Annotated in this window: 24 protein-coding genes; 23 read left to right on the top strand and 1 reads right to left on the bottom strand. The window is 39.3% G+C overall.

Annotation, left to right across the window (positions count from 1 at the left end; translation table 11 throughout):
- Window position 1: 1 nt before the first annotated feature.
- The 3 genes from mmsB to OS138_RS05435 all read left to right on the top strand — a co-directional run bounded on the left by mmsB (window position 2) and on the right by OS138_RS05435 (window position 4,000).
- Entirely contained in the window at window positions 2–1,207 is a 1,206-nt protein-coding gene (mmsB, locus tag OS138_RS05445; RefSeq protein ID WP_325069783.1) for a multiple monosaccharide ABC transporter permease, read from the top strand.
- 256 nt (window positions 1,208–1,463) lie between these two features.
- Entirely contained in the window at window positions 1,464–2,441 is a 978-nt protein-coding gene (gene guaC / locus OS138_RS05440) for a GMP reductase (RefSeq protein ID WP_002287992.1), read from the top strand.
- A 134-nt stretch (window positions 2,442–2,575) separates the two neighbouring features.
- Window positions 2,576–4,000, top strand: coding sequence for an aminotransferase-like domain-containing protein (locus tag OS138_RS05435; RefSeq protein WP_325069781.1), 1,425 nt, complete (start codon window positions 2,576–2,578; stop codon window positions 3,998–4,000).
- 41 nt (window positions 4,001–4,041) lie between these two features.
- On the opposite strand, the gene OS138_RS05430 is transcribed toward OS138_RS05435, so the two are convergent.
- Entirely contained in the window at window positions 4,042–4,299 is a 258-nt protein-coding gene (locus tag OS138_RS05430; RefSeq protein WP_016628355.1) for a hypothetical protein, read from the bottom strand.
- A 161-nt stretch (window positions 4,300–4,460) separates the two neighbouring features.
- On the opposite strand from OS138_RS05430, the gene pdhA reads away from it, so the two are divergent.
- The 20 genes from pdhA (at window position 4,461) to OS138_RS05330 (ending at window position 25,476) form a co-directional block, all read left to right on the top strand.
- Complete coding sequence (gene pdhA / locus OS138_RS05425) at window positions 4,461–5,570, top strand: pyruvate dehydrogenase (acetyl-transferring) E1 component subunit alpha (RefSeq protein ID WP_002289692.1); 1,110 nt, start codon at window positions 4,461–4,463, stop codon at window positions 5,568–5,570.
- Window positions 5,571–5,572: 2 nt separating this feature from the next.
- Window positions 5,573–6,550, top strand: a complete 978-nt coding sequence (locus OS138_RS05420; protein WP_002289688.1) for an alpha-ketoacid dehydrogenase subunit beta — start codon at window positions 5,573–5,575, stop codon at window positions 6,548–6,550.
- Between the two features lie 24 nt (window positions 6,551–6,574).
- The gene (locus tag OS138_RS05415; RefSeq protein WP_002300399.1) at window positions 6,575–8,218 is read left to right on the top strand and encodes a dihydrolipoyllysine-residue acetyltransferase; all 1,644 of its coding nucleotides are present in this window, start codon (window positions 6,575–6,577) and stop codon (window positions 8,216–8,218) included.
- A gap of 7 nt (window positions 8,219–8,225) precedes the next feature.
- Complete coding sequence (gene lpdA / locus OS138_RS05410) at window positions 8,226–9,632, top strand: dihydrolipoyl dehydrogenase (protein ID WP_002289686.1); 1,407 nt, start codon at window positions 8,226–8,228, stop codon at window positions 9,630–9,632.
- A 161-nt stretch (window positions 9,633–9,793) separates the two neighbouring features.
- Entirely contained in the window at window positions 9,794–10,069 is a 276-nt protein-coding gene (locus OS138_RS05405) for a UPF0223 family protein (RefSeq protein WP_002292206.1), read from the top strand.
- Between the two features lie 5 nt (window positions 10,070–10,074).
- Window positions 10,075–10,842 (top strand): inositol monophosphatase family protein, encoded by a 768-nt coding sequence (locus OS138_RS05400; RefSeq protein ID WP_002295483.1) that lies wholly within the window; start codon window positions 10,075–10,077, stop codon window positions 10,840–10,842.
- Between the two features lie 167 nt (window positions 10,843–11,009).
- The gene (gene typA / locus OS138_RS05395; RefSeq protein WP_002288735.1) at window positions 11,010–12,839 is read left to right on the top strand and encodes a translational GTPase TypA; all 1,830 of its coding nucleotides are present in this window, start codon (window positions 11,010–11,012) and stop codon (window positions 12,837–12,839) included.
- A 260-nt stretch (window positions 12,840–13,099) separates the two neighbouring features.
- Window positions 13,100–14,872, top strand: a complete 1,773-nt coding sequence (gene recQ / locus OS138_RS05390) for a DNA helicase RecQ (RefSeq protein ID WP_325069779.1) — start codon at window positions 13,100–13,102, stop codon at window positions 14,870–14,872.
- Between the two features lie 113 nt (window positions 14,873–14,985).
- On the top strand, window positions 14,986–15,288 hold the full coding sequence (locus OS138_RS05385) for a YlaN family protein (RefSeq protein ID WP_002298990.1): 303 nt from the start codon (window positions 14,986–14,988) through the stop codon (window positions 15,286–15,288).
- A 2-nt stretch (window positions 15,289–15,290) separates the two neighbouring features.
- On the top strand, window positions 15,291–16,454 hold the full coding sequence (locus OS138_RS05380; protein ID WP_087625752.1) for an FtsW/RodA/SpoVE family cell cycle protein: 1,164 nt from the start codon (window positions 15,291–15,293) through the stop codon (window positions 16,452–16,454).
- A gap of 25 nt (window positions 16,455–16,479) precedes the next feature.
- On the top strand, window positions 16,480–19,908 hold the full coding sequence (locus OS138_RS05375; protein ID WP_086300114.1) for a pyruvate carboxylase: 3,429 nt from the start codon (window positions 16,480–16,482) through the stop codon (window positions 19,906–19,908).
- Window positions 19,909–19,928: 20 nt separating this feature from the next.
- The gene (locus tag OS138_RS05370) at window positions 19,929–21,053 is read left to right on the top strand and encodes a CAP-associated domain-containing protein (protein WP_002295486.1); all 1,125 of its coding nucleotides are present in this window, start codon (window positions 19,929–19,931) and stop codon (window positions 21,051–21,053) included.
- Entirely contained in the window at window positions 21,034–21,480 is a 447-nt protein-coding gene (locus OS138_RS05365; protein ID WP_002298984.1) for a YlbF family regulator, read from the top strand. Before OS138_RS05370 ends, OS138_RS05365 begins: the two co-directional genes overlap by 20 nt.
- Complete coding sequence (locus OS138_RS05360) at window positions 21,464–21,802, top strand: YlbG family protein (protein WP_002295490.1); 339 nt, start codon at window positions 21,464–21,466, stop codon at window positions 21,800–21,802. The genes OS138_RS05365 and OS138_RS05360 overlap by 17 nt, the downstream gene beginning before the upstream one ends.
- 129 nt (window positions 21,803–21,931) lie before the next feature.
- Entirely contained in the window at window positions 21,932–22,492 is a 561-nt protein-coding gene (gene rsmD, locus OS138_RS05355) for a 16S rRNA (guanine(966)-N(2))-methyltransferase RsmD (RefSeq protein WP_325069778.1), read from the top strand.
- Window positions 22,489–22,980: a pantetheine-phosphate adenylyltransferase gene (coaD, locus tag OS138_RS05350; RefSeq protein WP_002295492.1), complete on the top strand. Its 492-nt coding sequence runs from the start codon at window positions 22,489–22,491 to the stop codon at window positions 22,978–22,980. The genes rsmD and coaD overlap by 4 nt, the downstream gene beginning before the upstream one ends.
- Window positions 22,970–24,013: a SepM family pheromone-processing serine protease gene (locus OS138_RS05345; protein WP_002295493.1), complete on the top strand. Its 1,044-nt coding sequence runs from the start codon at window positions 22,970–22,972 to the stop codon at window positions 24,011–24,013. Before coaD ends, OS138_RS05345 begins: the two co-directional genes overlap by 11 nt.
- Before the next feature lie 158 nt (window positions 24,014–24,171).
- Window positions 24,172–24,900: a helix-hairpin-helix domain-containing protein gene (locus tag OS138_RS05340; RefSeq protein ID WP_325069777.1), complete on the top strand. Its 729-nt coding sequence runs from the start codon at window positions 24,172–24,174 to the stop codon at window positions 24,898–24,900.
- Window positions 24,901–25,048: 148 nt separating this feature from the next.
- On the top strand, window positions 25,049–25,261 hold the full coding sequence (locus OS138_RS05335) for an SGNH/GDSL hydrolase family protein (RefSeq protein WP_325069776.1): 213 nt from the start codon (window positions 25,049–25,051) through the stop codon (window positions 25,259–25,261).
- On the top strand, window positions 25,258–25,476 hold the full coding sequence (locus tag OS138_RS05330; RefSeq protein ID WP_002295502.1) for an esterase: 219 nt from the start codon (window positions 25,258–25,260) through the stop codon (window positions 25,474–25,476). Before OS138_RS05335 ends, OS138_RS05330 begins: the two co-directional genes overlap by 4 nt.
- Window positions 25,477–25,584: the final 108 nt, after the last annotated feature.

Here is a 25,584-nt window from a genome sequence, read left to right as displayed (position 1 = left end):
GTTGGAACAGGCAAAAAATCTTACGGACAAAAAAGAGAAAAAACTAAATTTGAAAAGTAGAGCAGCTGATCTTTTTGGTCGCTACAGCATGGTGATCATTTTAGCGGGACTACTTATTGCGTTTCAATTGATGACGGATGGTATTTTCTGGCGTCCATTGAATATAACTAACCTTGTTTTGCAAAATAGTCATATATTAGTACTAGCTGCAGGGATGTTATTAGTGGTGCTCTTAGGTCATGTGGATTTGTCGGTAGGGTCAGTGATGGCGTTTGTTGGTGCAATTGCGGGCATGATGATGGTCAATCGCCAAATGAACCCGTGGATGACAGTTATCGCATGTCTTGCAGTAGGCGGGCTGATCGGCGCATGGCAAGGTTTTTGGGTAGCTTATGCAGGGATACCGGCGTTTATCGTGACTTTAGCAGGATTGCTGATGTTTCGTGGGCTGACACAAGTTGTTCTAGGAGGCCAATCTCTAGCACCTTTTCCAGCTGTTTTCCAAAAAATGTCTACGGGTTATTTACCAGACTTAAGCGAAGGAAGCAGCCTTCACTTCTTGACATTGATTTTAGGAATGATCATCACAGTCGTGTTAGTTGTTGGACAATGGCGAACAAGAAATCGTCGGAAAAATCATTTATTTGAAGTGGAATCTCCAGCAGCTTTCTTGGTAAAGGCGGTATTTACAGCAGTCGTTGTACTAGGGATAACTTATATCTTTGCCTCTTATCAAGGATATCCGATCATTTTAATCATTCTCGGTTTGATCGTCGCAGCATATGGGTTTTTGACAAATAAAACAGTAGCAGGTCGACAGATTTATGCGACGGGCGGAAATCGAAAAGCGGCTGAACTATCAGGGATCAAAACAAAGCGAATCACGTTCTGGGTATTCGTCAACATGGGAGTCATGGCAGCTTTAGCTGGATTAGTTTTAGCTGCTCGATTGAATGCGGCAACACCTCAAGCAGGTACATCGATGGAACTGGATGCAATGGCGGCAGTATATTTTGGTGGTGCTTCGACTTCCGGCGGCATTGGAACAATCATGGGTGCGATTGTCGGTGGCTTGGTCATGGGTGTATTGAACAATGGCATGTCGATTTTAGGCGTCGGGGTAGATTGGCAGCAGGCGATCAAAGGGTTGATCTTGCTTTTAGCCGTTGTATTAGACTTGTATAACAAGAAAAAACGGACAGCGTAGGAGAACACCGTTTATTCAGAAAAAAGACTGTGACAAGACGTTTGTCACAGTCTTTTTTTCGCTAAAAGCGAACATTCATTGTTTCGTTTGTTTAGACTAAAAATAATGTGTGTTTTTTTACCATTCGTATAAATTCTCTTTTTGCTCTTGATTTTTTCGCTTAATTGAGTTAAATTACATAGGGCGCTAAAAAAAGCCTTGATTAAATTAATAATGTTCGTGTTTTGCTGGATGTGAACATCAGGAGGATAATGTAATGAAAGTATTTGATTACGAAGATATTCAATTAATTCCTAATAAATGTATCGTAAATAGCCGTTCTGAATGTGATACAACGGTCACATTGGGTAAACATACATTCAAAATGCCAGTAGTGCCTGCCAACATGCAGACGATTATTGATGAAACGATTGCAGAATTCTTAGCGGAAAATGGTTATTTCTATATCATGCATCGGTTTGATGAAGCAGCTCGAATTCCGTTTATCAAAAAAATGAAAAAGCGTGGATTGATTACCTCAATCAGTGTTGGCGTCAAGAAAGAGGAATATTCCTTTATAGAGAAGTTGGCAGAAGAATCGCTAAATCCTGATTATATCACTATCGACATCGCACATGGACATGCTAACTCAGTTATTGATATGATTCAGCATATTAAAAAATATTTGCCTGAAACTTTTGTGATTGCCGGTAATGTTGGTACACCGGAAGCCGTCCGTGAATTGGAAAATGCGGGCGCAGATGCAACAAAAGTCGGGATTGGTCCAGGAAAAGTATGTATTACAAAAATCAAGACAGGATTTGGAACTGGAGGCTGGCAACTGGCAGCTCTTAGATGGTGTGCGAAAGCAGCTCGCAAGCCGATCATCGCTGACGGTGGGATCAGAACACATGGCGATATTGCAAAATCTGTCCGTTTTGGTGCGACAATGGTCATGATTGGTTCATTGTTTGCCGGTCACGAGGAATCTCCTGGCGAAACAAAAGTCGAAAATGGAATCGTGTATAAAGAATACTTTGGTTCTGCTTCAGAATTCCAAAAAGGCGAAAAACGAAATGTTGAAGGAAAGAAAATCTGGATCCAGCATAAAGGATCTTTGAAAGATACACTAGTGGAAATGCAACAAGACCTTCAATCATCTATTTCTTATGCTGGAGGAAGAGATCTGGAAGCCATTCGAAAAGTTGACTATGTCATCGTGAAAAATTCGATTTTTAATGGAGATACGATCTAAATAATGAGTAAAATATCAGCGGAAGGTTCATAACAGAACCTTCTGTTTTTTATGTTTTGCAAAAAAAGCTTTTCTTTTTTCTCGTAAATTCGGTAAAATCAAAAGAAAAAATAGACAATAGAAAAGAGAAGCTTATGTGGGAAAAAGTAGAGAAAAAACAAGGACCGATTTATCGTCAAATCATGGAACAGATTATGAGAGAAATCGAAAACGGAAGGATCAATCCTGGAAGTCAACTTGAATCAGAACGAAAACTAGGGCAACTTTTTGGTGTGAATCGTTCCACCGTTGTCCGTGCATTGGAAGAGCTTAGGGAGCTTGGGGTACTAACGAGCAAACGTGGCAGCGGATGGTTTGTTAATCAGACTGAATGGGGGAAATTCGCTGTCCCAAGAATCGATTGGCGGCAAATGATCTCTCCTCGTTATGAGCAGACGGACTGGTATGAGCAAAAAATAAGAGAAGCAAAGCAGATCCAAAAAACATCGTTTCTTGATTTATACGCTAGCGAGATGCCAGATGAGCTTTTGCCGAATTTTGAGTTTCCTTCTTATTCTCTTGAAGAAATCTTAGCGGAAGAAAAAGAAATGGATCTTTTAGGCTATACTCCGTTACGTAACAAAATCAAACGGTATTTGGAAAGTAAATTTGAATTGGCATTTTCCCCCAACCAGCTTCTTGTGACTGGTGGCGGTCAGCAAGCAATCTTTTTGATTTTACAAACGATTCTTTCAGCTGGTGAGGGGATAGCTGTAGAGTCACCTTCTTTTTTTTACCGATTACCTCTTTTCAAAGCTTCAGGAACGCGTTTATTTGGGATACCGATGGATGAAGAAGGGATCGACTTAGAAAAACTGAAAGAATCGATCCATAAAAATAAATTGAAAGCAGTGCTTATCAACCCGAATTTTCAAAACCCTACAGGAAAAGTGATGAGTCAAAAACGACGAGAAAAGCTAGTAGAATTGTGTCGACAGTATCGGCTTCCAATTATTGAAGACGATGTATTTACGGATCTTTCATTTCTAAACCAAGAAGAAGTCCTTCCTATACGAACGATTGATCCGGATAATGTGTTATACGTCGGTTCGTTATCAAGGGTTTTAGGAAAAACAACGAAAATCGGTTGGGTGATAGGACCTGAGACTTTTATCTCGCAACTAGCTCAAGCGCAAGAAATGATGGAGTTTTCGATGAATATCCTTACACAAATCACAGTGGCTAATGTATTTGATGAAGCAATTGATTTGAAAATGCAAGATGTAAGAAAAAAGTTGAAAGAAAAAAGCCGACTGATAAGCGCTTGGGGAGATTCACAATCGTTTTTCAAGCTTCATTCAATTTTAGGTGGTTACTATGCCTGGATTACTTGGGATGGGAAAAAACTAGACCCCGAACTAGCAGAAAAAGTAGTAGATATGGGTCTTGGAATTGCACCAAGTCTACTTTTTGGGCAAGATATAAATGGAATCAGAATCAATTACAGTAGGCTGGATGAAAACCAAATACCGTTGTTTTATTCGAAGATGAAAATTCTAGAAAAGTGGTTAACAGAATAATTTCACAAAGTAAATAGATTAAAGAATATAACAGCTTGGATTTAAATTTCAAGCTGTTTCTTTTTTTTCGGAAAAAGAATACGATATAAAGAAACTAAGAAAAAACCATTATTTGTACGTCCGTTCACGATGTGTAAATAAAATAAATATTTGCAACAAAACTGTATAACACCAACGTTTCTAAATAGAAACAGATGGTTGTAAGTTTGATTAGAAAATAGAAAAAATGCAGATGAAATATAAAACGCTTTCCTTATTGTGATTTTATTCACTAATGCTGTTAATATGCGGATTGGCATAATTTCCTTTCATCGTGAAAATTTGTGCTTTTAGCTTGTATTTCTCATAAATCCATGATAATTTATTAATGAAGACGGTTAAATAGTGATACAGTTTTATTCGCTGTTTCAATCGCAGAATGAAGAGATTTTCTTATAGATGAGAGAGGAATGTGTGACAAATGGCAAACAAAAAAGCACCGATCGACTTCCAAGCACTGCTAGATGAAGTCAATGCAGATTTCCCAGTATATCAAGCACTTGATCAAGATGGAAACGTAGTTAACAAAGATTTAGTACCTGATTTATCCGATGATGAACTCGTTGAATTAATGACTCATATGGTATGGTCTCGTGTATTAGACCAACGTTCAACAGCGCTGAACCGCCAAGGACGCCTAGGCTTTTTTGCACCAACTGCCGGACAAGAGGCAAGTCAGCTGGCTAGTGCTTATGCATTTGATAAAGAAGATGTTCTTCTTCCAGGTTATCGGGATGTACCTCAACTAGTAAAACATGGTTTACCTTTATCTCAAGCTTTTTTATGGTCTAGAGGACATGCTGCAGGTAATTCTTATCCGGAAGAATTGAAAGCTCTACCACCACAAATCATCATCGGTGCACAATATGTACAAGCAGCCGGTGTTGCATTAGGTTTGAAGAAACGAAACAAGAAAAATGTCGTCTTCACTTATACTGGTGATGGCGGTTCATCACAAGGTGATTTTTACGAAGCAATCAATTTCGCTGGCGCTTACCATGCAAATGCCGTATTTTATATCCAAAACAACGGGTATGCGATCTCTACACCTCGTGAAAAACAAACTGCAGCAAAAACACTTGCACAAAAAGCTGTCGCAGCTGGGATTCCTGGTATTCAAGTCGATGGAATGGATCCGCTTGCAGTATATACTGTATCTAAAATGGCACGGGAATGGGCGATCAGTGGAAATGGACCAGTCCTAATCGAAACACTGACTTATCGTTATGGACCACATACACTATCTGGTGACGATCCAACCCGCTACCGTACAAAAGACACAGATGACGATTGGCAGAAAAAAGATCCATTGATCCGCTTCCGAAAATATTTGACGGAAAAAGGACTTTGGTCTGAAGAAAAAGAAGAACAAGTCATCGAAGCAACTAAAGAAGAAATCAAAGCAGCTATTGCTGAAGCCGACAAAGTACCAAAACAAAAGGTTTCAGATTTCTTGAAAAACATGTTCGAAGTATCTCCACAATCAATCAAAGAACAAATTGCAATTTATGAAGCGAAGGAGTCGAAATAATCATGGCACAAAAAACAATGATCCAAGCAATCACAGATGCCTTAGCACTTGAACTAGAAAATGACGAGAATGTCGTTGTTTTTGGTGAAGATGTTGGGAAAAACGGAGGAGTTTTCCGGGCAACTGAAGGATTGCAGGAAAAGTTCGGAGAAGACCGAGTATTCGATACTCCTTTAGCTGAATCTGGAATCGCAGGATTGAGTTTCGGTCTTGCGTTAGAAGGATTTCGTCCAGTTCCTGAAATCCAATTCTTTGGTTTTATTTTCGAAGCAATGGACGAAGTAGTAGCTCAAATGGCTCGTACAAGATATCGAATGAGCGGCACTAGAAATCTACCCATCACAATTCGTTCGCCATTTGGTGGCGGTGTTCATACACCAGAATTGCATTCGGATAATTTAGAAGGTTTGATCGCTCAGTCTCCTGGTATTCGAGTAGTGATTCCTTCCAACCCTTATGATGCAAAAGGACTATTGATTTCTTCTATTAGAAGTAACGATCCGGTTGTTTTCCTAGAACACATGAAACTATATCGCTCATTCCGAGAAGAAGTGCCGGATGAAGCTTACGAAGTTCCTTTGGATAAAGCAGCAGTTACTCGTGAGGGAACAGATGTATCTATTATCACATACGGGGCAATGGTGCGTGAAGCAATCAAAGCAGCAGACAATCTTGCAAAAGAAAATATCTCTGTTGAAATCATTGATCTTCGTACAGTTGCGCCATTAGATGTAGAAACGATCATTCAATCCGTGGAAAAAACTGGTCGCGTAGTTGTTGTCCAAGAAGCACAACGACAAGCGGGCGTTGCCGCGCAAGTAGTTTCTGAGATCTCAGAACGCGCTATCCTTTCATTAGAAGCCCCAATCGGACGAGTTTCTGCACCTGATACAGTCTTCCCATTTGGACAAGCAGAAAATGTCTGGTTGCCAAATGCAAAAGATATCGAAGACAAAGTAAAAGAAATCGCGGAATTTTAAGAAAAGAAGGGACGAAACAAAGTCATGGCTTATCAATTTAAATTGCCGGATATCGGTGAAGGAATCGCAGAAGGTGAAATCGTCAAATGGTTCGTCAAACCAGGAGATACGATCAATGAAGATGATACATTACTAGAAGTTCAAAATGACAAATCAGTAGAAGAAATCCCGTCACCTGTTACAGGAACGGTTAAAAATGTGATTGTTCCAGAAGGTACCGTAGCAAATGTTGGGGATGTATTAGTAGAAATCGATGCTCCTGGACACGAAGACAATGAAGGGGACAGTGGTGTAGCCGCAGAATCCCAAACTCCAGCTAAACCGGCTGCTGAACCCACTGTTGATACAGAATCAGCTGGATCGTCAAGCGAAGGAGTCTTCCAATTTAAGTTACCGGATATCGGTGAAGGAATCGCAGAAGGTGAAATCGTCAAATGGTTCGTCAAACCAGGAGATACGATCAATGAAGATGATACATTACTAGAAGTTCAAAATGACAAATCAGTAGAAGAAATTCCGTCACCTGTCACAGGGACAGTTAAAAACGTGATTGTTCCAGAAGGCACTGTAGCAAATGTTGGGGATGTATTAGTAGAAATCGATGCTCCTGGACACAATAGTGCACCGTCAACTAGTGCGCCATCAGCTGAAGCACCAAAAGAAAAAGTGGAAACATCAGGTTCAGCAAGTGTCGTTGAAGCTGCCGATCCAAATAAACGTGTATTGGCTATGCCATCTGTTCGTCAATTTGCCCGTGAAAAAGATGTAGATATCTCACAAGTAACTGCAACTGGAAAAGGTGGCAGAGTAACAAAAGAGGACATCGAAAACTTCTTGGCAGGAGCTCCAAGCAGCGCACCAGCGAAATCAGAAGCGCCAGAAGCGGCAACTCCGAAAGAAGCAGCTCCTGCAGCAGAAAGCAAACCCGCTGAACCAGCAAAACCATTCAAGTCCAACTTAGGAGATTTGGAAGAGCGTGTAGCAATGACACCAACACGTAAAGCTATTGCTAAAGCAATGGTCAATAGTAAGCATACAGCTCCACACGTGACATTGCATGATGAAGTAGAAGTGTCTAAACTATGGGATAATCGGAAACGATTCAAAGAAGTAGCTGCTGCAAATGGTACGAAACTTACTTTCTTGCCATATGTCGTGAAAGCTTTAACAGCGACTGTTAAGAAATACCCAGTATTAAATGCATCTATTGACGATGCAAACCAAGAAATCGTTTATAAACATTACTACAATATCGGTATTGCAACAGATACGGATCACGGATTATATGTACCAAATGTAAAAGATGCAGACCGCAAAGGAATGTTTGCTATTGCAGATGAAATCAATGAGAAAGCAAAATTAGCTCATGACGGCAAACTATCTGCAGAAGATATGCGCAATGGAACAATTACGATCAGCAATATCGGATCTGTAGGTGGCGGTTGGTTTACACCAGTCATCAACTATCCAGAAGTAGCTATTTTAGGTGTAGGAACGATTGCGCAACAACCAATCGTAAACGCTGAAGGCGAAATCGTTGTCGGTCGTGTGATGAAACTATCACTAAGTTTTGATCACCGTATCGTAGATGGAGCAACTGCGCAACAAGCAATGAACAATATCAAACGTCTTTTAGCTGATCCAGAGCTATTAATGATGGAAGGATGATAAACAAATGGTAGTTGGAGATTTTGCTGTAGAATTAGATACAGTTGTAATCGGTGCGGGACCTGGCGGCTATGTAGCTGCCATCCGTGCTGCTGAAATGGGACAAAAAGTAGCAATCATTGAAAGAGAGTATATTGGCGGTGTTTGTTTGAACGTCGGCTGTATTCCTTCAAAAGCATTGATAGCTGCGGGACACCATTATCAAGAGTCACTAGATTCCGAAATGTTTGGAGTAACTAGCGAAAATGTCAAACTAGATTTTGCGAAAACACAAGAATGGAAAGAAAACAAAGTTGTCCATACGTTGACTTCTGGTGTTGGTTTTCTATTAAAAAAACATAAGGTTGAAACAATCGAAGGCGAAGCGTTCTTCGTAGATGATCACACACTACGCGTCATTCATCCAGATTCAGCTCAAACTTATTCGTTCAATAACGCAATCATTGCAACAGGTTCCCGTCCAATCGAGATTCCAGGATTTAAATTCGGCGGACGTGTGTTAGATTCTACTGGCGGATTAGCATTGAAAGAAGTACCTAAGAAATTTGTGATCATCGGTGGCGGTGTGATTGGTGCCGAATTGGGCGGAGCGTACGCAAACTTAGGAGCAGAAGTAACGATCCTTGAAGGCTCACCACAAATTTTACCAACTTACGAAAAAGATCTCGTAAAATTAGTAGAAGATGATTTCAAGAAAAAAGGTGTAACAGTCGTAACGAATGCGATGGCAAAAGAAGCAGTCGATAACGGTGACAGTGTGACAGTGAAATATGCAGTGGACGGGAAAGAAGAATCTGTTACTGCTGACTATGTGATGGTCACTGTAGGACGTCGTCCAAATACGGATGATATGGGCTTAGAACAAGCGGGTGTCGAAGTAGGAGAACGTGGATTGATCACAGTAGATAAACAAGGACGTACGAACGTACCTAATATCTATGCCATCGGTGATATCGTTCCAGGGGCGGCATTAGCGCATAAAGCTAGTTACGAAGCAAAAATCGCTGCTGAAGCAATCTCTGGCAAAAAAGTAGCTGTAGATTATAAAGCAATGCCAGCAGTTGCCTTTACTGATCCGGAATTGGCTTCTGTAGGTATGACGATCAAAGAAGCAAAAGACGCAGGTATCGAAGCGAAAGCATATAAATTCCCATTCTCAGGGAACGGTCGAGCATTATCGCTAGGTAAAACGGAAGGATTCATCCGTTTAGTCACGACGATTGAAGATAACGTGCTTATTGGGGCGCAAATCGGTGGAGTCGGCGCAAGTGATATGGTTTCTGAATTAGCTTTAGCCATCGAATCAGGAATGAATGCTGAAGATATCGCCTTGACGATTCATCCGCATCCATCTCTTGGCGAAATCGTCATGGATGCTTCGGAATTAGCATTAGGTTTACCAATCCATATTTGATTTGAATAGTACAGGCGAAACGCAACTGAAAAATCAGTTGCGTTTTGTTTTTTAGAATTATCAATAATATTATTATGTAAACTTAAAAATATGACAACTTCTTGGTTTATTACCACTTCCTATGCTACACTGAAGAGGAATATGAAATAGGAGAGTTGAAGATGCAAGAATATCAGTATCCACTTGATTTAGATTGGACAACAGACGAAATGGTCATTGTAATGAAGATGTGGGAAGATCTGGAACGTGCGAATGAAAAAGGGATAAACAATGAAGCTTTTTTGAAGACTTATCAGCAGTTTAAAACTGTTGTCAAATCCATTGGTGAGGAAAAACGATTGGGACGGGAATTTGAAAAAGCTTCCGGTTATTCTTTATATCGTACAGTGCAGCAAGCAAAAAAAAATCCAAACAAAACTTTGAGAATGAACGGGTGAGATAAATGGAACAGATGATTGATCATATCAAGTCCTGGCTTGAAGAAGCTGGTGAGAAAATCAAATCTTCTCAACAAACATTAACGATCTCGCAAAAATCAAATCGAACGGATCTAGTGACAAATGTCGACCGAAACATCCAGAATTTTCTAATCGAAAAAATCCATTCCTTTGATCCAGAGGCAAAAATATTGGCAGAAGAAGAAGGGTGTAATCAATTATCGGATCTCGATGGAAGAGTCTTTATCATCGATCCTATTGATGGCACCTTGAATTTTGTGATTGAAGGGGAAAATTTTTGTATTATGCTCGCTGTTTATGAATCCGGCGTTGGAAAGCTTGGTTTCATTTATGACGTGATGAGAAATGAACTTTTTTGGGGTGGAAAAGGAATAGGCGTTTATAAAAATGATGAGCCATTGCCTAGACCAGCAAATAAATCCTTATCGGAAGGCTTACTTGGTGTGAATAGTTATCTTTTCGGTCATAATAAATATGGAATCCGAGAAATTGCGGAAAGCAGCATGGGGACACGTATGTACGGATGCGCTGGTCTTGAACTAGTGGCAATCTTGAAAGGAAACCACATTGCTTATATTTCAAACCTTAGCCCTTGGGATTATGCAGCGGGAAATGTCTTATTGGAAGAGTTTGGTATGGTAACAAGCGGTCTTTTTGGTACTCCTTTGACATTTGAAAAAAGGGAATACTATTTAGCAGGGACTTCTTGTGCATATGCAGAAATCGCAGACCTTTTGAAAAAAGAAGGCTGAAAAAAAGGTAGAAATCATTCACAAAAATGATAAAAACGGGCAAAAGATTAATTTTCTCGAAAAAATGAAAACATTTTACTATATTTCATGAAAAAAGTCTGCTATAATTAGCAGTCGAGTAAAATTTGCCCTGTCATAAAGAACCAATAAAAAAGGAGTTAGTTACATTGAATTATAGAAACGATATCCGTAACGTCGCAATTATTGCCCACGTTGACCACGGAAAAACAACATTAGTTGATGAACTATTAAAACAATCAGATACATTAGACGCACATACGCAATTGCAAGAACGTGCGATGGACTCAAATGCGCTAGAAAAAGAACGTGGTATCACGATTTTAGCCAAAAACACAGCTGTAGACTATAAAGGAATTCGCGTAAACATCATGGATACTCCAGGACACGCGGACTTCGGTGGCGAAGTAGAACGGATCATGAAAATGGTTGACGGCGTTGTGTTGGTCGTAGATGCGTATGAAGGAACAATGCCTCAGACACGTTTTGTATTGAAAAAAGCATTGGAACAACATATCACACCAATCGTTGTCGTAAACAAGATTGACAAACCTTCTGCTCGTCCTGAGCATGTCGTAGATGAAGTTCTTGAACTATTCATCGAATTAGGAGCAGATGATGATCAGTTAGACTTTCCTGTGATTTATGCATCTGCACTAAATGGTACGTCAAGCTTGTCAGATGATCCAGCAGATCAAGAACCAACCATGGCACCTATTTTTGATACAATTATTGAAAAAATCCCTGCTCCTGTCGATAACAGCGACGAACCATTACAATTCCAAGTTTCATTACTTGACTACAACGATTATGTAGGTCGTATCGGAATCGGACGTGTATTTAGAGGAACAATCAAAGTAGGAGACCAAGTAGCATTAATTAAATTAGACGGAACAGTTAAGAAATTCCGTGTAACGAAATTATTTGGTTTCTTTGGACTAAAACGTCTAGAGATTCAAGAAGCAAAAGCTGGAGACTTGATTGCTGTCTCAGGTATGGAAGATATCTTTGTCGGTGAAACAGTTACTCCTGTGGATCATCAAGATGCGTTACCTATCCTTCACATTGACGAACCAACATTGCAAATGACTTTCTTAGTTAATAATTCACCATTTGCCGGTCGAGAAGGTAAATTCGTAACCGCTCGTAAGATTGAAGAACGTTTGATGGCAGAACTTCAAACAGATGTATCCTTACGAGTTGAACCAACAAACTCTCCAGATGCATGGACAGTTTCTGGTCGTGGAGAATTGCATTTGTCTATCTTGATTGAAAACATGCGCCGTGAGGGATACGAATTGCAAGTATCTCGTCCAGAAGTTATTGAAAAAGAAATCGACGGTGTAAAATGCGAACCGTTTGAACGCGTGCAAATCGATACACCAGAAGAATATATGGGTAGTGTTATCGAGTCCTTGAGCTTACGTAAAGGTGAAATGCAAGATATGGTCCATACAGGAAACGGACAAATCCGTTTGACATTCTTAACACCTGCCCGCGGTTTGATTGGTTATTCAACTGAATTCCTTTCAATGACACGTGGTTACGGAATCATGAACCATACTTTTGACCAATATCTGCCAATGCTTCCTGGTCAAATTGGCGGACGTCACCAAGGGGCGCTTGTTTCGATCGATACAGGAAAAGCAACGACTTATTCTATCATGAGTATCGAAGAACGCGGTACAGTCTTCGTAGAACCAGGTACAGAAGTATATGAAGGAATGATTATCGGGGAAAACAGCCGTGATAATGATTTGACCGTCAACATCACGAAAGCAAAACAAATGACAAACGTACGGTCTGCTACTAAAGACCAAACATCTGTCATCAAAAAACCAAAACAATTGACGTTGGAAGAATCTTTGGAATTCTTGAATGATGATGAATATTGCGAAGTAACACCAGAAAGCATTCGCTTGAGAAAACAAATTTTAGAGAAAAATGCTCGTGAAAAAGCATCTAAAAAGAAAAAATAATCTGTAAAAGGATGAAGAGAGAAACCAGCTTGTTATAAAAAATAGCTGGTTTCTTTTTTTGTCCAACTCTTTTCTGTGGAGAAGTCATCTTTGTCAATGGACATAAATTCAGAAAATACGCCAAAAGATGTTTAAAAGACGTTTAAAAAACTTATTTCTAGAGAGTTTTTGTTTCATAATAAGATAATGTTTCACGAAAGGAGATCAACTTGTCCTTCGAAGAAAATCGAAGTAAAATGGCAAGAGAAAGGAGCGGGAAGATGAACGACTTATTAAAACAATACTTTGGCTATGATGAGTTTAGACCTGGTCAAAAAGAAATTATCCAGAAAGTCATTGATCAGGAAAATGTATTAGGAATCATGCCTACCGGAAGTGGGAAATCAATCTGTTACCAGCTTCCAGCTTTACTATTAGATGGGCTTACTGTGGTTGTGTCCCCTTTAATCTCTTTGATGAAGGATCAGGTGGACGCGGCGAATCAATTAGGTATACCCGCCACTTTTATCAATAGCTCGTTAGATGGTTACGAAACAGCTAGACGCTTCCAAGAAATCGATAGACAGCAGTACCGTTTACTTTATATCGCTCCTGAACGTTTTATCATGCCAGATTTTATCCAAGCAATGAAGCAATGGAACGTCCGTATGATCGCTATTGACGAGGCACATTGTATCTCTCAGTGGGGGCATGATTTCCGCCCAAGTTATTTACAGATGGCGAACCAGCTAGATCAACTGCCAAATCGTCCTGTAATTGTTGCTTTGACAGCTACAGCGACTGTGCAAGTAGCTGCTGACATAAAAAGACTTTTAAAAATTCCAGAAAACAACCATATTCAGACTGGTTTTGAACGAGAAAATCTACGATTTCAAGTAATTAAAGATCAAAAAAAAGAACAATATCTAATCGAATATTTAAAGATCAACAAAAATCAATCTGGTATCATTTATGCAGCAACGAGAAAAGAAGTAGACCGTCTCTATCATTTGCTTAAAAAATTCGATTTTTCCGTGGGTAGATATCATGGTGGTCTAAATGAGAATGAGCGAACAGAAATGCAAGAAGCCTTTTTATATGATCGCTTGCAGCTGATTGTAGCGACAAATGCATTTGGTATGGGTATAAATAAAAGCAATGTCCGTTTTGTTATCCATTATCAAATTCCTGGCTCTCTAGAAGCATACTATCAGGAAGCTGGTCGGGCGGGAAGAGATGGTCTTTCCAGCGAAGCCATTCTGCTTTTCTCTCCTCAAGATATCCAAGTCCAAAAGTTTTTTATCCAGCAGTCCCAAAGAGAAGAAGGGCAAAAGCAAAAAGAATATGAAAAATTAAAAGCGATGACAGAATACGTGTATATTGAGTCCTGTCTTCAGCAATACATCCTAAACTATTTTGGCGAGACAAGCAGTCCGTGCAACCGTTGTGGTAACTGTTTAGATGACAGAGAAATAGTAGAAGTAACGACAGAAGCACAGATGGTTCTTTCTTGCTTAAAACGTATGGGTGAGAACTATGGTAAACAAATGCTGATGAAAGTCTTAGCAGGATCGAAAGAACAAAAGTTGCAAGCTTTAGGTTTTGGACATTTATCTACCTATGGACTGATGAAAAACCAATCGCAAAAAGAAACGATGCAGTTAATTGAATATTTGATATCGAATGGCTATCTTCTGACCATCAATGGCGAGTATCCTGTTTTGAAAGTAACAGAAAGAGGGATACAAGTATTGAAAGGACAAGAATCTGTTTATCGAAAGGAACCCAAGAAAGTTCAGCAGCTATCGGATGAAGAAACCGATACACTATTTGAAGTGCTGCGGGAACTGCGAACGGATCTAGCATCAGAAGCAGGCGTTCCCCCGTATGTCGTATTTTCAGATTCCACATTGAAAGAAATGAGCCGAATACGTCCATCAAGCAGATTGGAGATGCTTCAGATAAAAGGAGTTGGCCAAAGCAAGCTTGATAAATATGGCGAAGCCTTTTTATCTCGGATAAAAAATGCGGACTCTAACGTTCTGGATAAGTAGAAAGAACGAATACGTAAAAATGAATAAAAACAACTGGTTAAATCTGTTTTTTTTGCTTCTTATGAAAATCAAATATGTTATAATTAAGGAATTAGAATGGGAGGTAAGCACAGATGGATTCTTTGTCGAAAAAACTTGCGATCCAAGTATTAAATGATGAAGCAGAACGGATCAAACGATTAATCCGAAATCAAAACAACAGTCTCTGTATCTCACAATGCAAAGCCTTCGAAGAAGTGGTAGATACACAGATGTACGGCTTTTCCCGGCAAGTCGGTTTTGCTGTCCGTATAGGAGTAATCGGAAAGAACGAGGGTCAGCTGATGTTAAGTGAGCTAGAACGAGAATTGAATCAGTTATATAGTGAGGTTTACCAAGAAAATTATGATAAAAAAGAAGTTGGCAAGGAGGAATAGACTTGCCTAAGAAAGTGAAAAAAAGGCATCTATTAGACTATAGCATCTTGATTCCCTATTTAATTTTATGTGTATTGGGGTTGATCATGGTATATAGTTCTACGTCGTATCTATTATTAGAAAACGGACAAAATCCGTCCGCATCAGTCATTAACCAGAGTATTTTTTGGGTGCTTAGCTTGATTGCTATCGCACTACTTTATAAAATGAAAACAGATGTTTTGAAAAACCAGCGTTTGATCATGGCAGCCATCGCAGTTTTGACGATTTTGCTGCTGATTGTTGTGTTTTTCGGTAAGGAGATCAATGGGGCGAAAGGTTGGCTACAAATTGCAGGATTCACGATCCAACCTGCCGAATACCTAAAAATCATTTCTATCTGGTATCTGTCTCTGACTTTATCTAAAAGACAAAACAGTGTACAAAAAGATTTTCTTGGGACTGTGAAACGTCCACTTGCAATGGTTATCGGACTTACTGCATTAGTCGCTATTCTTCCCGATTTTGGTAATGCGGCAGTTATCTTTTTGATTATTTTGGTTCTGCTTTTAGCCAGCGGAGTCAATTATGTGTATACTTTGATTGTAGGAGTAGGAGGCTTTTGTTTAAGTACTTTTACGATCTGGCTGATCAATATCACAAACGGAAAGATCTTACCTGGACGTTTACAGTATATCTATAATCGATTTGCTATTTACCAAAATCCTTTCTCAGACGAATTAAATAAAGGGCATCAACTAGTCAACGGCTACTATGCCATGTTCAACGGAGGACTATTTGGCAGGGGATTAGGTAACAGTATCCAGAAAAAAGGATTTTTACAAGAAGCACAAACCGATTTTATTTATGCAATCGTAGTGGAAGAACTTGGAGTGATTATGGGGATTTTGATATTAGCGTTGCTATTCTTTATGATTGTGCGCATTGTCCTTGTAGGTATCCGTTCAAAAGATCCGTTCAATTCGCTTTTGTGCATAGGGATCGGCGCAATGTTTTTGATCCAAGTATTTGTCAATCTTGGAGGAATCACTGGTGTTATTCCTTTGACAGGGATCACGTTCCCATTTTTAAGTCAAGGAGGCTCCAGTTTGCTGATGCTTTCGATTTGTGTCGGCTTTGTCCTCAACATCAGTGCGGATGAAAAACGCAAGAGCTTAGGTTTATAATAAAAAAAGATGTAGGAGTGGTTCGATGAAAAAAGTTTTAGTTGCTAACAGGGGTGAAATCGCTGTACGTGTATTTCGTGCTTGTACAGAATTAGGAATTAAAACTGTTGGAATCTATGCAGAAGAAGATGAATATTCCGTACACCGTTTCAAAGCGGATGAAGCATATTTAGTAGGACAAGGAAAAAAACCGATTGATGCGTATCTAGATATTGAAGGGATCATTTCTATCGCGAAAGAATGCGGAGCTGACGCCATTCATCCGGGTTACGGTCTTTTGTCGGAAAACTTGAATTTTGCGCAACGGTGCGAAGAAGAAGGCATCACTTTTGTTGGACCCAAACTGCATCATTTAGATATTTTTGGAGATAAAATCAAAGCAAAAGCTGCAGCTATCGAAGCAGGGATTGCTTCGATTCCAGGCACAGATGGACCAATCGCTTCTATAGACGATGCCTTGGAGTTTGCGAAACAATACGGTTATCCGATTATGATCAAGGCAGCTCTAGGCGGCGGCGGACGCGGCATGCGTGTAGCTCACGATGAAAAGAGTGCAAGAGAGGGCTACGAACGTGCGAAAAGCGAAGCAAAAGCAGCCTTTGGTAGTGATGAAGTGTATGTTGAAAAATACATCGCTAATCCTAAGCATATCGAAGTACAGATCCTCGGGGATACGCATGGAAACGTCATCCATCTTTTTGAAAGAGATTGTTCTGTTCAGCGCCGTCATCAAAAAGTAGTAGAAGTAGCGCCTTGTGTCTCTATGAATGAACAGCAACGTCAAAAAATCTGCCAGGCAGCTGTCCAATTGATGAAATATGTCGGGTATGTCAACGCAGGTACAGTAGAATTTCTTGTTGAAGGAGATGATTTTTACTTTATCGAAGTCAACCCTCGCGTCCAAGTGGAACATACGATCACAGAAATGATTACAGATATTGATATCGTAACAACGCAACTGTTGATTGCTCAAGGTTTGGATCTGCATAAAGAAATCGGATTGCCTCAGCAAGAAGGAATTAAATTAAATGGTTCAGCCATTCAATGCCGAATCACTACAGAAGACCCGTTGAATAACTTTTTACCAGACACAGGGAAAATCGATACGTATCGTTCACCTGGTGGTTTTGGCGTACGTCTGGATGTCGGAAATGCTTACGCGGGCTATGTAGTGACACCGTATTTTGATTCATTGCTAGTAAAAGTATGTACGCATGGTGCTACTTTTGAAACAGCCATTCAGAAAATGGAACGTTGCTTGAAAGAATTTAGAATCCGTGGAGTGAAAACAAACATTCCATTTATGCTCAATGTCATCACACATCCTGAATTCCAATCAGGAAATGCAAAAACAACCTTCATTGATAGTACAGCAACATTATTTGAATTTCCTCGACTACGAGACCGCGGAAACAAAACGATGAAATATATCGGTGAAATTACTGTGAATGGTTTTCCAGGTATCGAAAGTGGCGAAAAACCATTTTATGAAGAACCACGTATGCCTAAAGATCTAATCACAAGAACTGATTACGTAACGGCTAAGAATGTATTAGATGCGAAGGGTGCCGATGCTTTGGTCGAATGGATCAAAGGCCAGGAAAATTTATTGCTGACGGATACGACATTTAGAGATGCTCATCAAAGTCTGCTAGCAACTCGTGTTCGGACAAAGGACTTCAAGCAGATTGCACGTTTGACTGGAGAAGGTCTTCCTGAACTCTTTTCAAGTGAGATGTGGGGGGGAGCAACATTTGATGTGGCTTACCGCTTTTTGAATGAAGATCCTTGGCAACGGTTGAGAAAAATTCGTTCTTTAATGCCTAATACGTTGCTGCAAATGCTTTTCAGAGGTTCAAATGCCGTTGGGTATTCTAATTATCCTGACAATGTATTGGTGGAATTTGTCAAAGAAGCAGCAGCGCAAGGAATCGATGTATTTCGAATCTTTGATAGTTTGAACTGGACTCCACAAATGGAAAAAAGTATCCAAGCTGTACGGGATACTGGTAAAATCGCAGAGGCAGCTATTTGCTATACTGGCGATATCAACGATCCAAGTCGGGCAAAATACAATGTTCAGTATTATAAAGACATGGCAAAGGAACTAGAACAACTGGGTGCGCATATCATTGCAATCAAAGATATGGCTGGGCTGCTTAAACCGCAGGCAGCTTATCGTTTGATTAGTGAATTGAAAGAAACGACAGATCTGCCAATCCATCTGCATACTCATGACACCAGCGGGAATGGAATCATCACTTATTCTGCTGCTTCAAAAGCAGGAGTAGACATCGTTGACGTGGCAATGAGTGCAATGAGTGGGAATACTAGTCAGCCTAGCATGAGCAGCTTGTATTATGCACTGGTCAATGGTCCACGGCTGCCAGAAATCACGATTGAAAATGCACAGAAATTAAACCATTATTGGGAAGATGTGCGCATGTATTACAAACCGTTTGAAAACGGCTTGAATGCTCCTGAAACAGAAGTATATATGCATGAAATGCCAGGAGGACAGTATTCGAATCTACAGCAACAGGCAAAAGCTGTCGGATTAGGTCATCGCTGGGATGAAATCAAACAAATGTATCATACTGTCAACTTGATGTTTGGCGATATCGTTAAAGTAACTCCATCATCTAAAGTAGTTGGAGATATGGCACTATTTATGGTCCAAAATGATCTTACAGAAGAAGATATTTATGAAAAAGGCGAAACACTAAGTTTCCCTGAATCTGTTGTGACTTTCTTCCAAGGAGAACTAGGGCAACCCGTTGGCGGATTTCCTAAAAAATTGCAAAAGATTATTCTTAAAGGCAGACCTGCATTGAATGAACGTCCAGGTCTTTTGGCTGAATCAGTCGACTTCAACGAAGTAAAAAAAGAATTGGCAGAAAAAATCGGCTATGAACCAAAACAAGACGAAGTATTAAGCTATTTGATGTATCCGCAAGTCTTTTTGGACTATCAAAAAGCATATAATCAATTTGGCGATGTTACATTACTGGACACACCAACATTTTTCCAAGGTATACGTTTGGGTGAAACAATCAATGTACAAATCGAACGCGGAAAAACGCTTATCATTCGTTTAGATGAAATCGGAGAACCCGATATCGAAGGGAATCGCGTACTGTTCTTCAATTTGAACGGACAAAGACGTGAAATCACTATCAAAGATAATTCGATCATCAGTACGGTCCAAACCCGATTGAAAGCTGAACCGACAAACCGAGAACAAATTGGAGCAACGATGTCTGGTTCTGTTTTGGATGTATTAGTGAAAAAAGGCGATAACGTTAAAAAAGGTGATACGTTGATGATTACTGAAGCGATGAAAATGGAAACGGCCATCGAAGCTCGTTTTGACGGAGAAGTCGCACATGTATATGTGTCTTCAGGAGACACTATTTCGTCTGGTGACCTTTTGATTGAAGTGACTGAGAAATAATAAGCGAAAGGTGGGGAAACATGAAAAGACTGGGTTTGTTTTGGCTGATTCTGCTATTAGTTATTGTGGCATTCTACATGGAACCAGTCTTGTTTCCGCCAAAACTTGAAGTGAAGGAAAACTCTGATCAACAAATATCAAATCAAATGACAACGTGGAAATACCAGGAGCTTAAAGCAACTGGTTTTTCTACTTATATCGGAAAACCGATCGATCAGCTGGAAAAGGATTTTGGCCAAGCCTATGATCGATTAACTAGCGGATTTGGTTTTGAAACAAGATATTATGAAAATAAAGCTAGTCATCTCACATTTGAAGCGAACATCCAAGACAGCAGAGTCACAACTGTTAAAGTACTGCAAACAGGGCCTGCTGATATCGCGCCGTTTTATTTAGGGATGACGATGCAAGATCTTACGAAAATCACTACTATCTATACTAATTTCACTTTTGAGTACCATGATACAGAAGTTGGAATCGAACTAATGGAAGAGGATATGAATTACCGTCCGCTAATTGCTTTTGATAACGACACTTTTGCTATTTTATTTTTTGATCAAACAACAAACGGCCTATTTTCAGTTGTGTATTTAGATAAAGATAGTCTTTTGAAACTATTGCCATATCAAGTGTTTGGTGAAGGCCTTCCACATTATCAAGCAGATAAATCGGCTGATTGGGAATCAATCAATCGCGTTAAAGAACGAAAAAGTACGACTTTATTAAATATGCTTAGAAGAGAAGACGAACTTCCCATATACAATCAAACACTTGCCTTTCAAAACCACAGTCAGCTGCTACTACATGATTTTTTGACAAGGCCTGAGGAAATATTGTCAGAGGAACGTATGGCTGATTGGCAAAAATCGCTAGGCAGTGCTCAAACGACAGTGAAATTCTCACTGACGAATGATGAATTGGAGAAGTTAATCAGTAAACAAAAATTAGAAAATACTAGTGGGCTATTTATTCATCCGGCGATCGACGCTACTTTTTCGTTTTTATATTGGTACAGCGATCCTTACAACCATGACCGTTTCATGGACCCGGGAACGGATTCTGTAGGCATTGCTTTTTCTAAAGAAAATATGTTAGTCTTATTGCAAGAAGAAAACGGAGAAAGTAGTGATAGCAGTGATCGTTAACGAAGAGCTGTTTCAACTGGAGGATCAATGCCTCCGAGTCGCTGAAATGATAAAAAAGAGTAAAACGATGGCTTCTTATCTTGAACATAAACAGTCAATGGAAGAATCTGCAAAAGTTTGCCAGTTGAAAGAAGCGTTCTTGTCTAAGAAAGAAGCATTTGAAAATGTAGCGGCATATGGTGAGTATGCACCTGATTATCGTGAAAAAAAACGAGCTGTTCGAAAAGCAAAAAGACAGCTTGATATGGATGAGCATGTTGCAGCTTTCCGATATAGTGAAACACAGCTGCAAAGTCTGTTGGATCAAATTGTCCAAGTACTTGCCGAAGAAGTTTCTAATGAAATCAAAGTAGATGCAGGTAGCCCGTTTTTTGAAACGAAAAAACACTTTGGATGCGGAGGTAATTGTCATGCAATTAGACAATAGTGAATTTGAAATAACAAAACGACGCGGGCTGATCGTATGGGTCTACAGCTTAAAACAATTAAAGAATCTGAAAAAGTTCGGCTTGTTGCATTATGTCTCAAGAAGAATGAAATATGTCGTGCTTTACTTAAATGAAGAGACATTTGAAGAAACAGAAGAACGAATCCGTAAATTACATTTTGTTCGAAACGTAGAACGTTCTTACCGACCGGATATCGAAATGAATTTTGCCGAAAAAATAGGAAACAAAACAGTATTAAAAGACGAAGGTTTCGAAATCGAAGAGCTAAATACAGAAATCCGATTAGCTGAACATCTTTAAAAATCTCTTATGAGCAGTTTTTAAATAAAAAATAACTTGGATAACGATCGATTTTTGATCATTGTCCAAGTATTTTTTTGTCTTTTTTTTGGTATACTAGTACCAGTACCATTTCTAAGGAGTGAGTAGATGCGGATAATATCAGGAAATTATGGCGGGCGCCGTTTAAAAAGTTTAGCAGGGGCGAACACCAGACCAACTACAGATAAAGTAAAAGAATCCATATTCAATATGATTGGACCATATTTTGATGGAGAGACAGTATTGGATCTGTTTGCAGGAAGCGGTGGTTTAGCTATCGAAGCAGTATCTAGAGGCTGCAGTCATGCGGTATGCGTAGACAAAAATTACCAAGCGCTAAAAATCATCAAAGAAAACATCGAAATTACGAAAGAACCAGAGAAATTTACCACAATAAAACTTGATGCGGACAAAGCAATCGAACGGCTAGCAGAGGAGAAACAACAATTCGACTACTTGTTTCTTGATCCGCCATATGCAAAACAAAAAATAATCGATCAAATCCATAAAATGGAAGAACTGGGACTTTTTTCTAAAACCGCAGTTATCGTATGCGAAACGGATAAAACAGTCGAATTGCCAGAAACTGTGGCTGGATTCCATCAAATAAGAAAACAGATTTATGGCATAACGGCCGTAACTATCTATAGAAAAGAGGGAAATCAATGAAACGTGCATTATTCCCAGGAAGTTTTGATCCTTTTACAAAAGGTCACTTAGATACGGTGGAACGTGCGGCTAAATTATTCGATGAGGTAGTAATTGGTGTTTTTATCAATACTTCAAAGAAAAGTTTGTTTCCCCCAGAAGAAAGAATGACATTGATCACAAAAGCTGTTTCTCATCTTCCTAATGTAAAAGTCATGCATCAAGAAAATCAATTGACGGTAGAAACAGCAAAAGAGATTGGTGCAGATGCGTTGATCAGAGGCATACGAAGTATCAAAGACTTTGAATATGAACGAGAGATTGCTCAGATGAATCATCATCTATATGATGAATTGGAAACTGTCTTCTTATTGGCAAAACCAGAATATAGTCACGTGAGTTCCAGTATTTTAAAAGAAGTACTGCACTTTGGCGGAGATGTGAGCAGCTACTTACCGCCAGTGATCAACGAAGCTTTAGCTGGAAAGCGTGAATCAAATGAAAGCTAAACAATGGTTGAAAACAGTACTAATTATCATATTTGGAATGTTGATCATTGGATTTGTAGTAGTTCCCTTGCCGTATTATGTAGAATCACCGGGAGCCACGATCGATCTGAAAGAACTAATTACGGTCAATGATAAGGAAGACAAAGGTTCTGGTTCTTTCTCTCTTACCTCTGTTGGTATCAGGCAAGCTACAGGTTTCTTAGCTTTAAAAGCTAAAATGACCCCTTTTGAAGAATTGATCAGTGAAGAAGAATTGACTGGTGGGGCGACAAATGAAGAATATAATCAAATGCAGCAGTATTATATGGATTCTTCCCAAAATGCAGCAATCGAACAAGCGTTAAAACTTGCAGACAAGCCTTATAAAATGGAATTCAAAGGCGTATATGTCATGAGTGTAGAGAAAACATCGAATTTCTTTGGCAAGCTTTCAGTTGGAGATACAGTAACAAAAGTAGACGGGAAAAGCTTTCAAAGTACAGAAGCATTTATGGATTATGTAAAAAGCCAAAAAGTTGGACAAACAATCGAAATCAGTTATTTGCATAATGGTGAAGAAAAAACAGCTTCTGGTGATCTGATCGAGTTACCAACAGATAAAAAGGCAGGAATAGGTATCACGCTTACTGACCATACCGAGATCGAATCAGATACAGATGTTCGTATTAATTCTGGCTCTATCGGTGGGCCATCAGCGGGATTGATGTTCACTTTAGAAATCTATGAACAAGTCACTGGTAAAAACTTGCGTCATGGTAAGCAAATTGCAGGAACTGGAACGATCAATAGTGAAGGAGAAGTTGGCCGAATCGGAGGAATCGATAAAAAAGTGGCAAGTGCGGATAAAGCTGGCGTAGAGATTTTCTTTGCACCAGATGATACGATTTCAGACGATGTTAAGAAAGAATATCCTGAAATAAAAACCAACTACGAAGAAGCAAAAGCTGCCGCTAAAAAATTGAATTCCTCAATGAAAATCGTACCAGTAAAAACAGTACAAGAAGCGCTTGACTATCTAGAGAAAATGAAATGAAACTAAATAATTAAAGAGGGGTTGTGACACGAGTTCTGTCACACCCCCTCTTTTTCGTCAAAAATCTTCACGATAAAAATAAAAACAAAAGAAAAAATTGACGTAATTAGATGTTGAAGGGACGATTTTGCCAGAGCTCACTGTTTCTTCAATTTCAAATGAAAGGAGTAATGAATGATTTTTACTGGTCATTCTTTGGAAAAAGAACAATGATAGAAAAAATCAGCAAGAAAATACTAGCTTCACCCAAATTGATCATTTGGATGTCTATGTTAGTTCTTATCTTTTGTATCGCAAGTGGTTTTTTATTATCAAATCTGCTATTTTATAGAGAACCAGAAGAGACTGCTGCAAAAGAAATACTTTCTCCGTTTAGTTCCAGTGGAGAAGATCCATCAGCTGAAGGAAACGATGTAGAAGAGGATGCTCGTCCAAAGGTCATGTACACCGATATCAAAGGAAGTGTGAAGGAGCCTGGTATCTATTCCTTTTCTTCAGAAGAACGGGTCTATGATGTACTAAAGCGTGCAGGTGGATTATTAGAAGAAGCGGATAGCGATCGAATCAACTTTTCTGCGAAGATAGAAGATCAGCAAGTCCTATATATCCCTGCTGTAGGTGAAGAGCTGCCAGAACATCTTGATCAGTTGGCATCCTCGGAAGGAAAACAGCCTACAGCAGATTCCGAGCCTCCCAAAATAAATATCAATACAGCCACTCCATCAGAACTTCAGCAGATTCCTGGGATCGGATCAGTCAAAGCGCAAGAAATCATTCGATTTAGAGAAGAAAACGGATCCTTCCAGAAAGTGGAAGACCTGCAGGAGATTTCTGGTATCGGTGAAAAGACAGTTGAAAAACTAAAAAACTTCGTTACAATTAAATAGAATGATTCAAAATCGACTGGCACGAGCAATAAAAGGACGCTAATGGATACTAAGAATAATCCAATTTTAAGAGCTTGGCAGGACGAGGAGGTAGTATTTTTGGATAGGAAATAGCTTAATTGTTCGCAAAGAAACATTAAAAGAACCAATGCTGAATGTCTATCTCCAAAATAAAATATCTGGGATTCATATTATGAATACGGCTGTCAGCGGCAATAACAGTCAAGCTCTACGAGAACGCTTTGTCAAAGATGTACTTAGCTATACAGCAGATAAAGTACTTATTCTCATTGGGACGAATGATCTAGCAGAGCATAAACAACTTTCTAAAGAAACGTACCAAAAAATCTGCAGTGGATGATAGTTCAGCTGAAAAAAGACTATAGTTCTGATCATGCTTTCTTTATCACGCCACCAGCAGTCGATGAGACAAAACAAAAATATCGGAATAACAAGTTGATCAAAGAATATATCTCTGTTCTCACAGAAGTAGCAAAACGCCATGATTGTGAAGTATCGATTTTTATACGGAATTTCTTGAACAAATGGATTCGAAGAATTTTTATAATGGGCTAATGGATGACGGACTTCATTTCGGCAGTGAAGGGTAGGATCTTTTGTCAGACAGGATGATTCGTTATATTTAAAGAATATTTTGTTTAAGCAATGAGTACTTTTTAATCA

It is taken from the genome of Enterococcus sp. E5-37, from assembly GCF_035726925.1.
Classification (GTDB): domain Bacteria; phylum Bacillota; class Bacilli; order Lactobacillales; family Enterococcaceae; genus Enterococcus_B; species Enterococcus_B faecium.
This window is presented reverse-complemented; position numbering and strand designations above follow the sequence as displayed.

Coding starts and splice junctions, on each gene's coding strand:
- guaC (WP_002287992.1), top strand. CDS start 1,464: ATGAAAGTATTTGATTACGAAGATATTCAATTAATTCCTAATAAATGT.
- OS138_RS05435 (WP_325069781.1), top strand. CDS start 2,576: ATGTGGGAAAAAGTAGAGAAAAAACAAGGACCGATTTATCGTCAAATC.
- OS138_RS05430 (WP_016628355.1), bottom strand. CDS start 4,299: ATGCCAATCCGCATATTAACAGCATTAGTGAATAAAATCACAATAAGG.
- pdhA (WP_002289692.1), top strand. CDS start 4,461: ATGGCAAACAAAAAAGCACCGATCGACTTCCAAGCACTGCTAGATGAA.
- OS138_RS05420 (WP_002289688.1), top strand. CDS start 5,573: ATGGCACAAAAAACAATGATCCAAGCAATCACAGATGCCTTAGCACTT.
- OS138_RS05415 (WP_002300399.1), top strand. CDS start 6,575: ATGGCTTATCAATTTAAATTGCCGGATATCGGTGAAGGAATCGCAGAA.
- lpdA (WP_002289686.1), top strand. CDS start 8,226: ATGGTAGTTGGAGATTTTGCTGTAGAATTAGATACAGTTGTAATCGGT.
- OS138_RS05405 (WP_002292206.1), top strand. CDS start 9,794: ATGCAAGAATATCAGTATCCACTTGATTTAGATTGGACAACAGACGAA.
- OS138_RS05400 (WP_002295483.1), top strand. CDS start 10,075: ATGGAACAGATGATTGATCATATCAAGTCCTGGCTTGAAGAAGCTGGT.
- recQ (WP_325069779.1), top strand. CDS start 13,100: ATGAACGACTTATTAAAACAATACTTTGGCTATGATGAGTTTAGACCT.
- OS138_RS05385 (WP_002298990.1), top strand. CDS start 14,986: ATGGATTCTTTGTCGAAAAAACTTGCGATCCAAGTATTAAATGATGAA.
- OS138_RS05375 (WP_086300114.1), top strand. CDS start 16,480: ATGAAAAAAGTTTTAGTTGCTAACAGGGGTGAAATCGCTGTACGTGTA.
- OS138_RS05370 (WP_002295486.1), top strand. CDS start 19,929: ATGAAAAGACTGGGTTTGTTTTGGCTGATTCTGCTATTAGTTATTGTG.
- OS138_RS05360 (WP_002295490.1), top strand. CDS start 21,464: ATGCAATTAGACAATAGTGAATTTGAAATAACAAAACGACGCGGGCTG.
- rsmD (WP_325069778.1), top strand. CDS start 21,932: ATGCGGATAATATCAGGAAATTATGGCGGGCGCCGTTTAAAAAGTTTA.
- coaD (WP_002295492.1), top strand. CDS start 22,489: ATGAAACGTGCATTATTCCCAGGAAGTTTTGATCCTTTTACAAAAGGT.
- OS138_RS05345 (WP_002295493.1), top strand. CDS start 22,970: ATGAAAGCTAAACAATGGTTGAAAACAGTACTAATTATCATATTTGGA.
- OS138_RS05340 (WP_325069777.1), top strand. CDS start 24,172: ATGAAAGGAGTAATGAATGATTTTTACTGGTCATTCTTTGGAAAAAGA.
- OS138_RS05335 (WP_325069776.1), top strand. CDS start 25,049: ATGCTGAATGTCTATCTCCAAAATAAAATATCTGGGATTCATATTATG.
- OS138_RS05330 (WP_002295502.1), top strand. CDS start 25,258: ATGATAGTTCAGCTGAAAAAAGACTATAGTTCTGATCATGCTTTCTTT.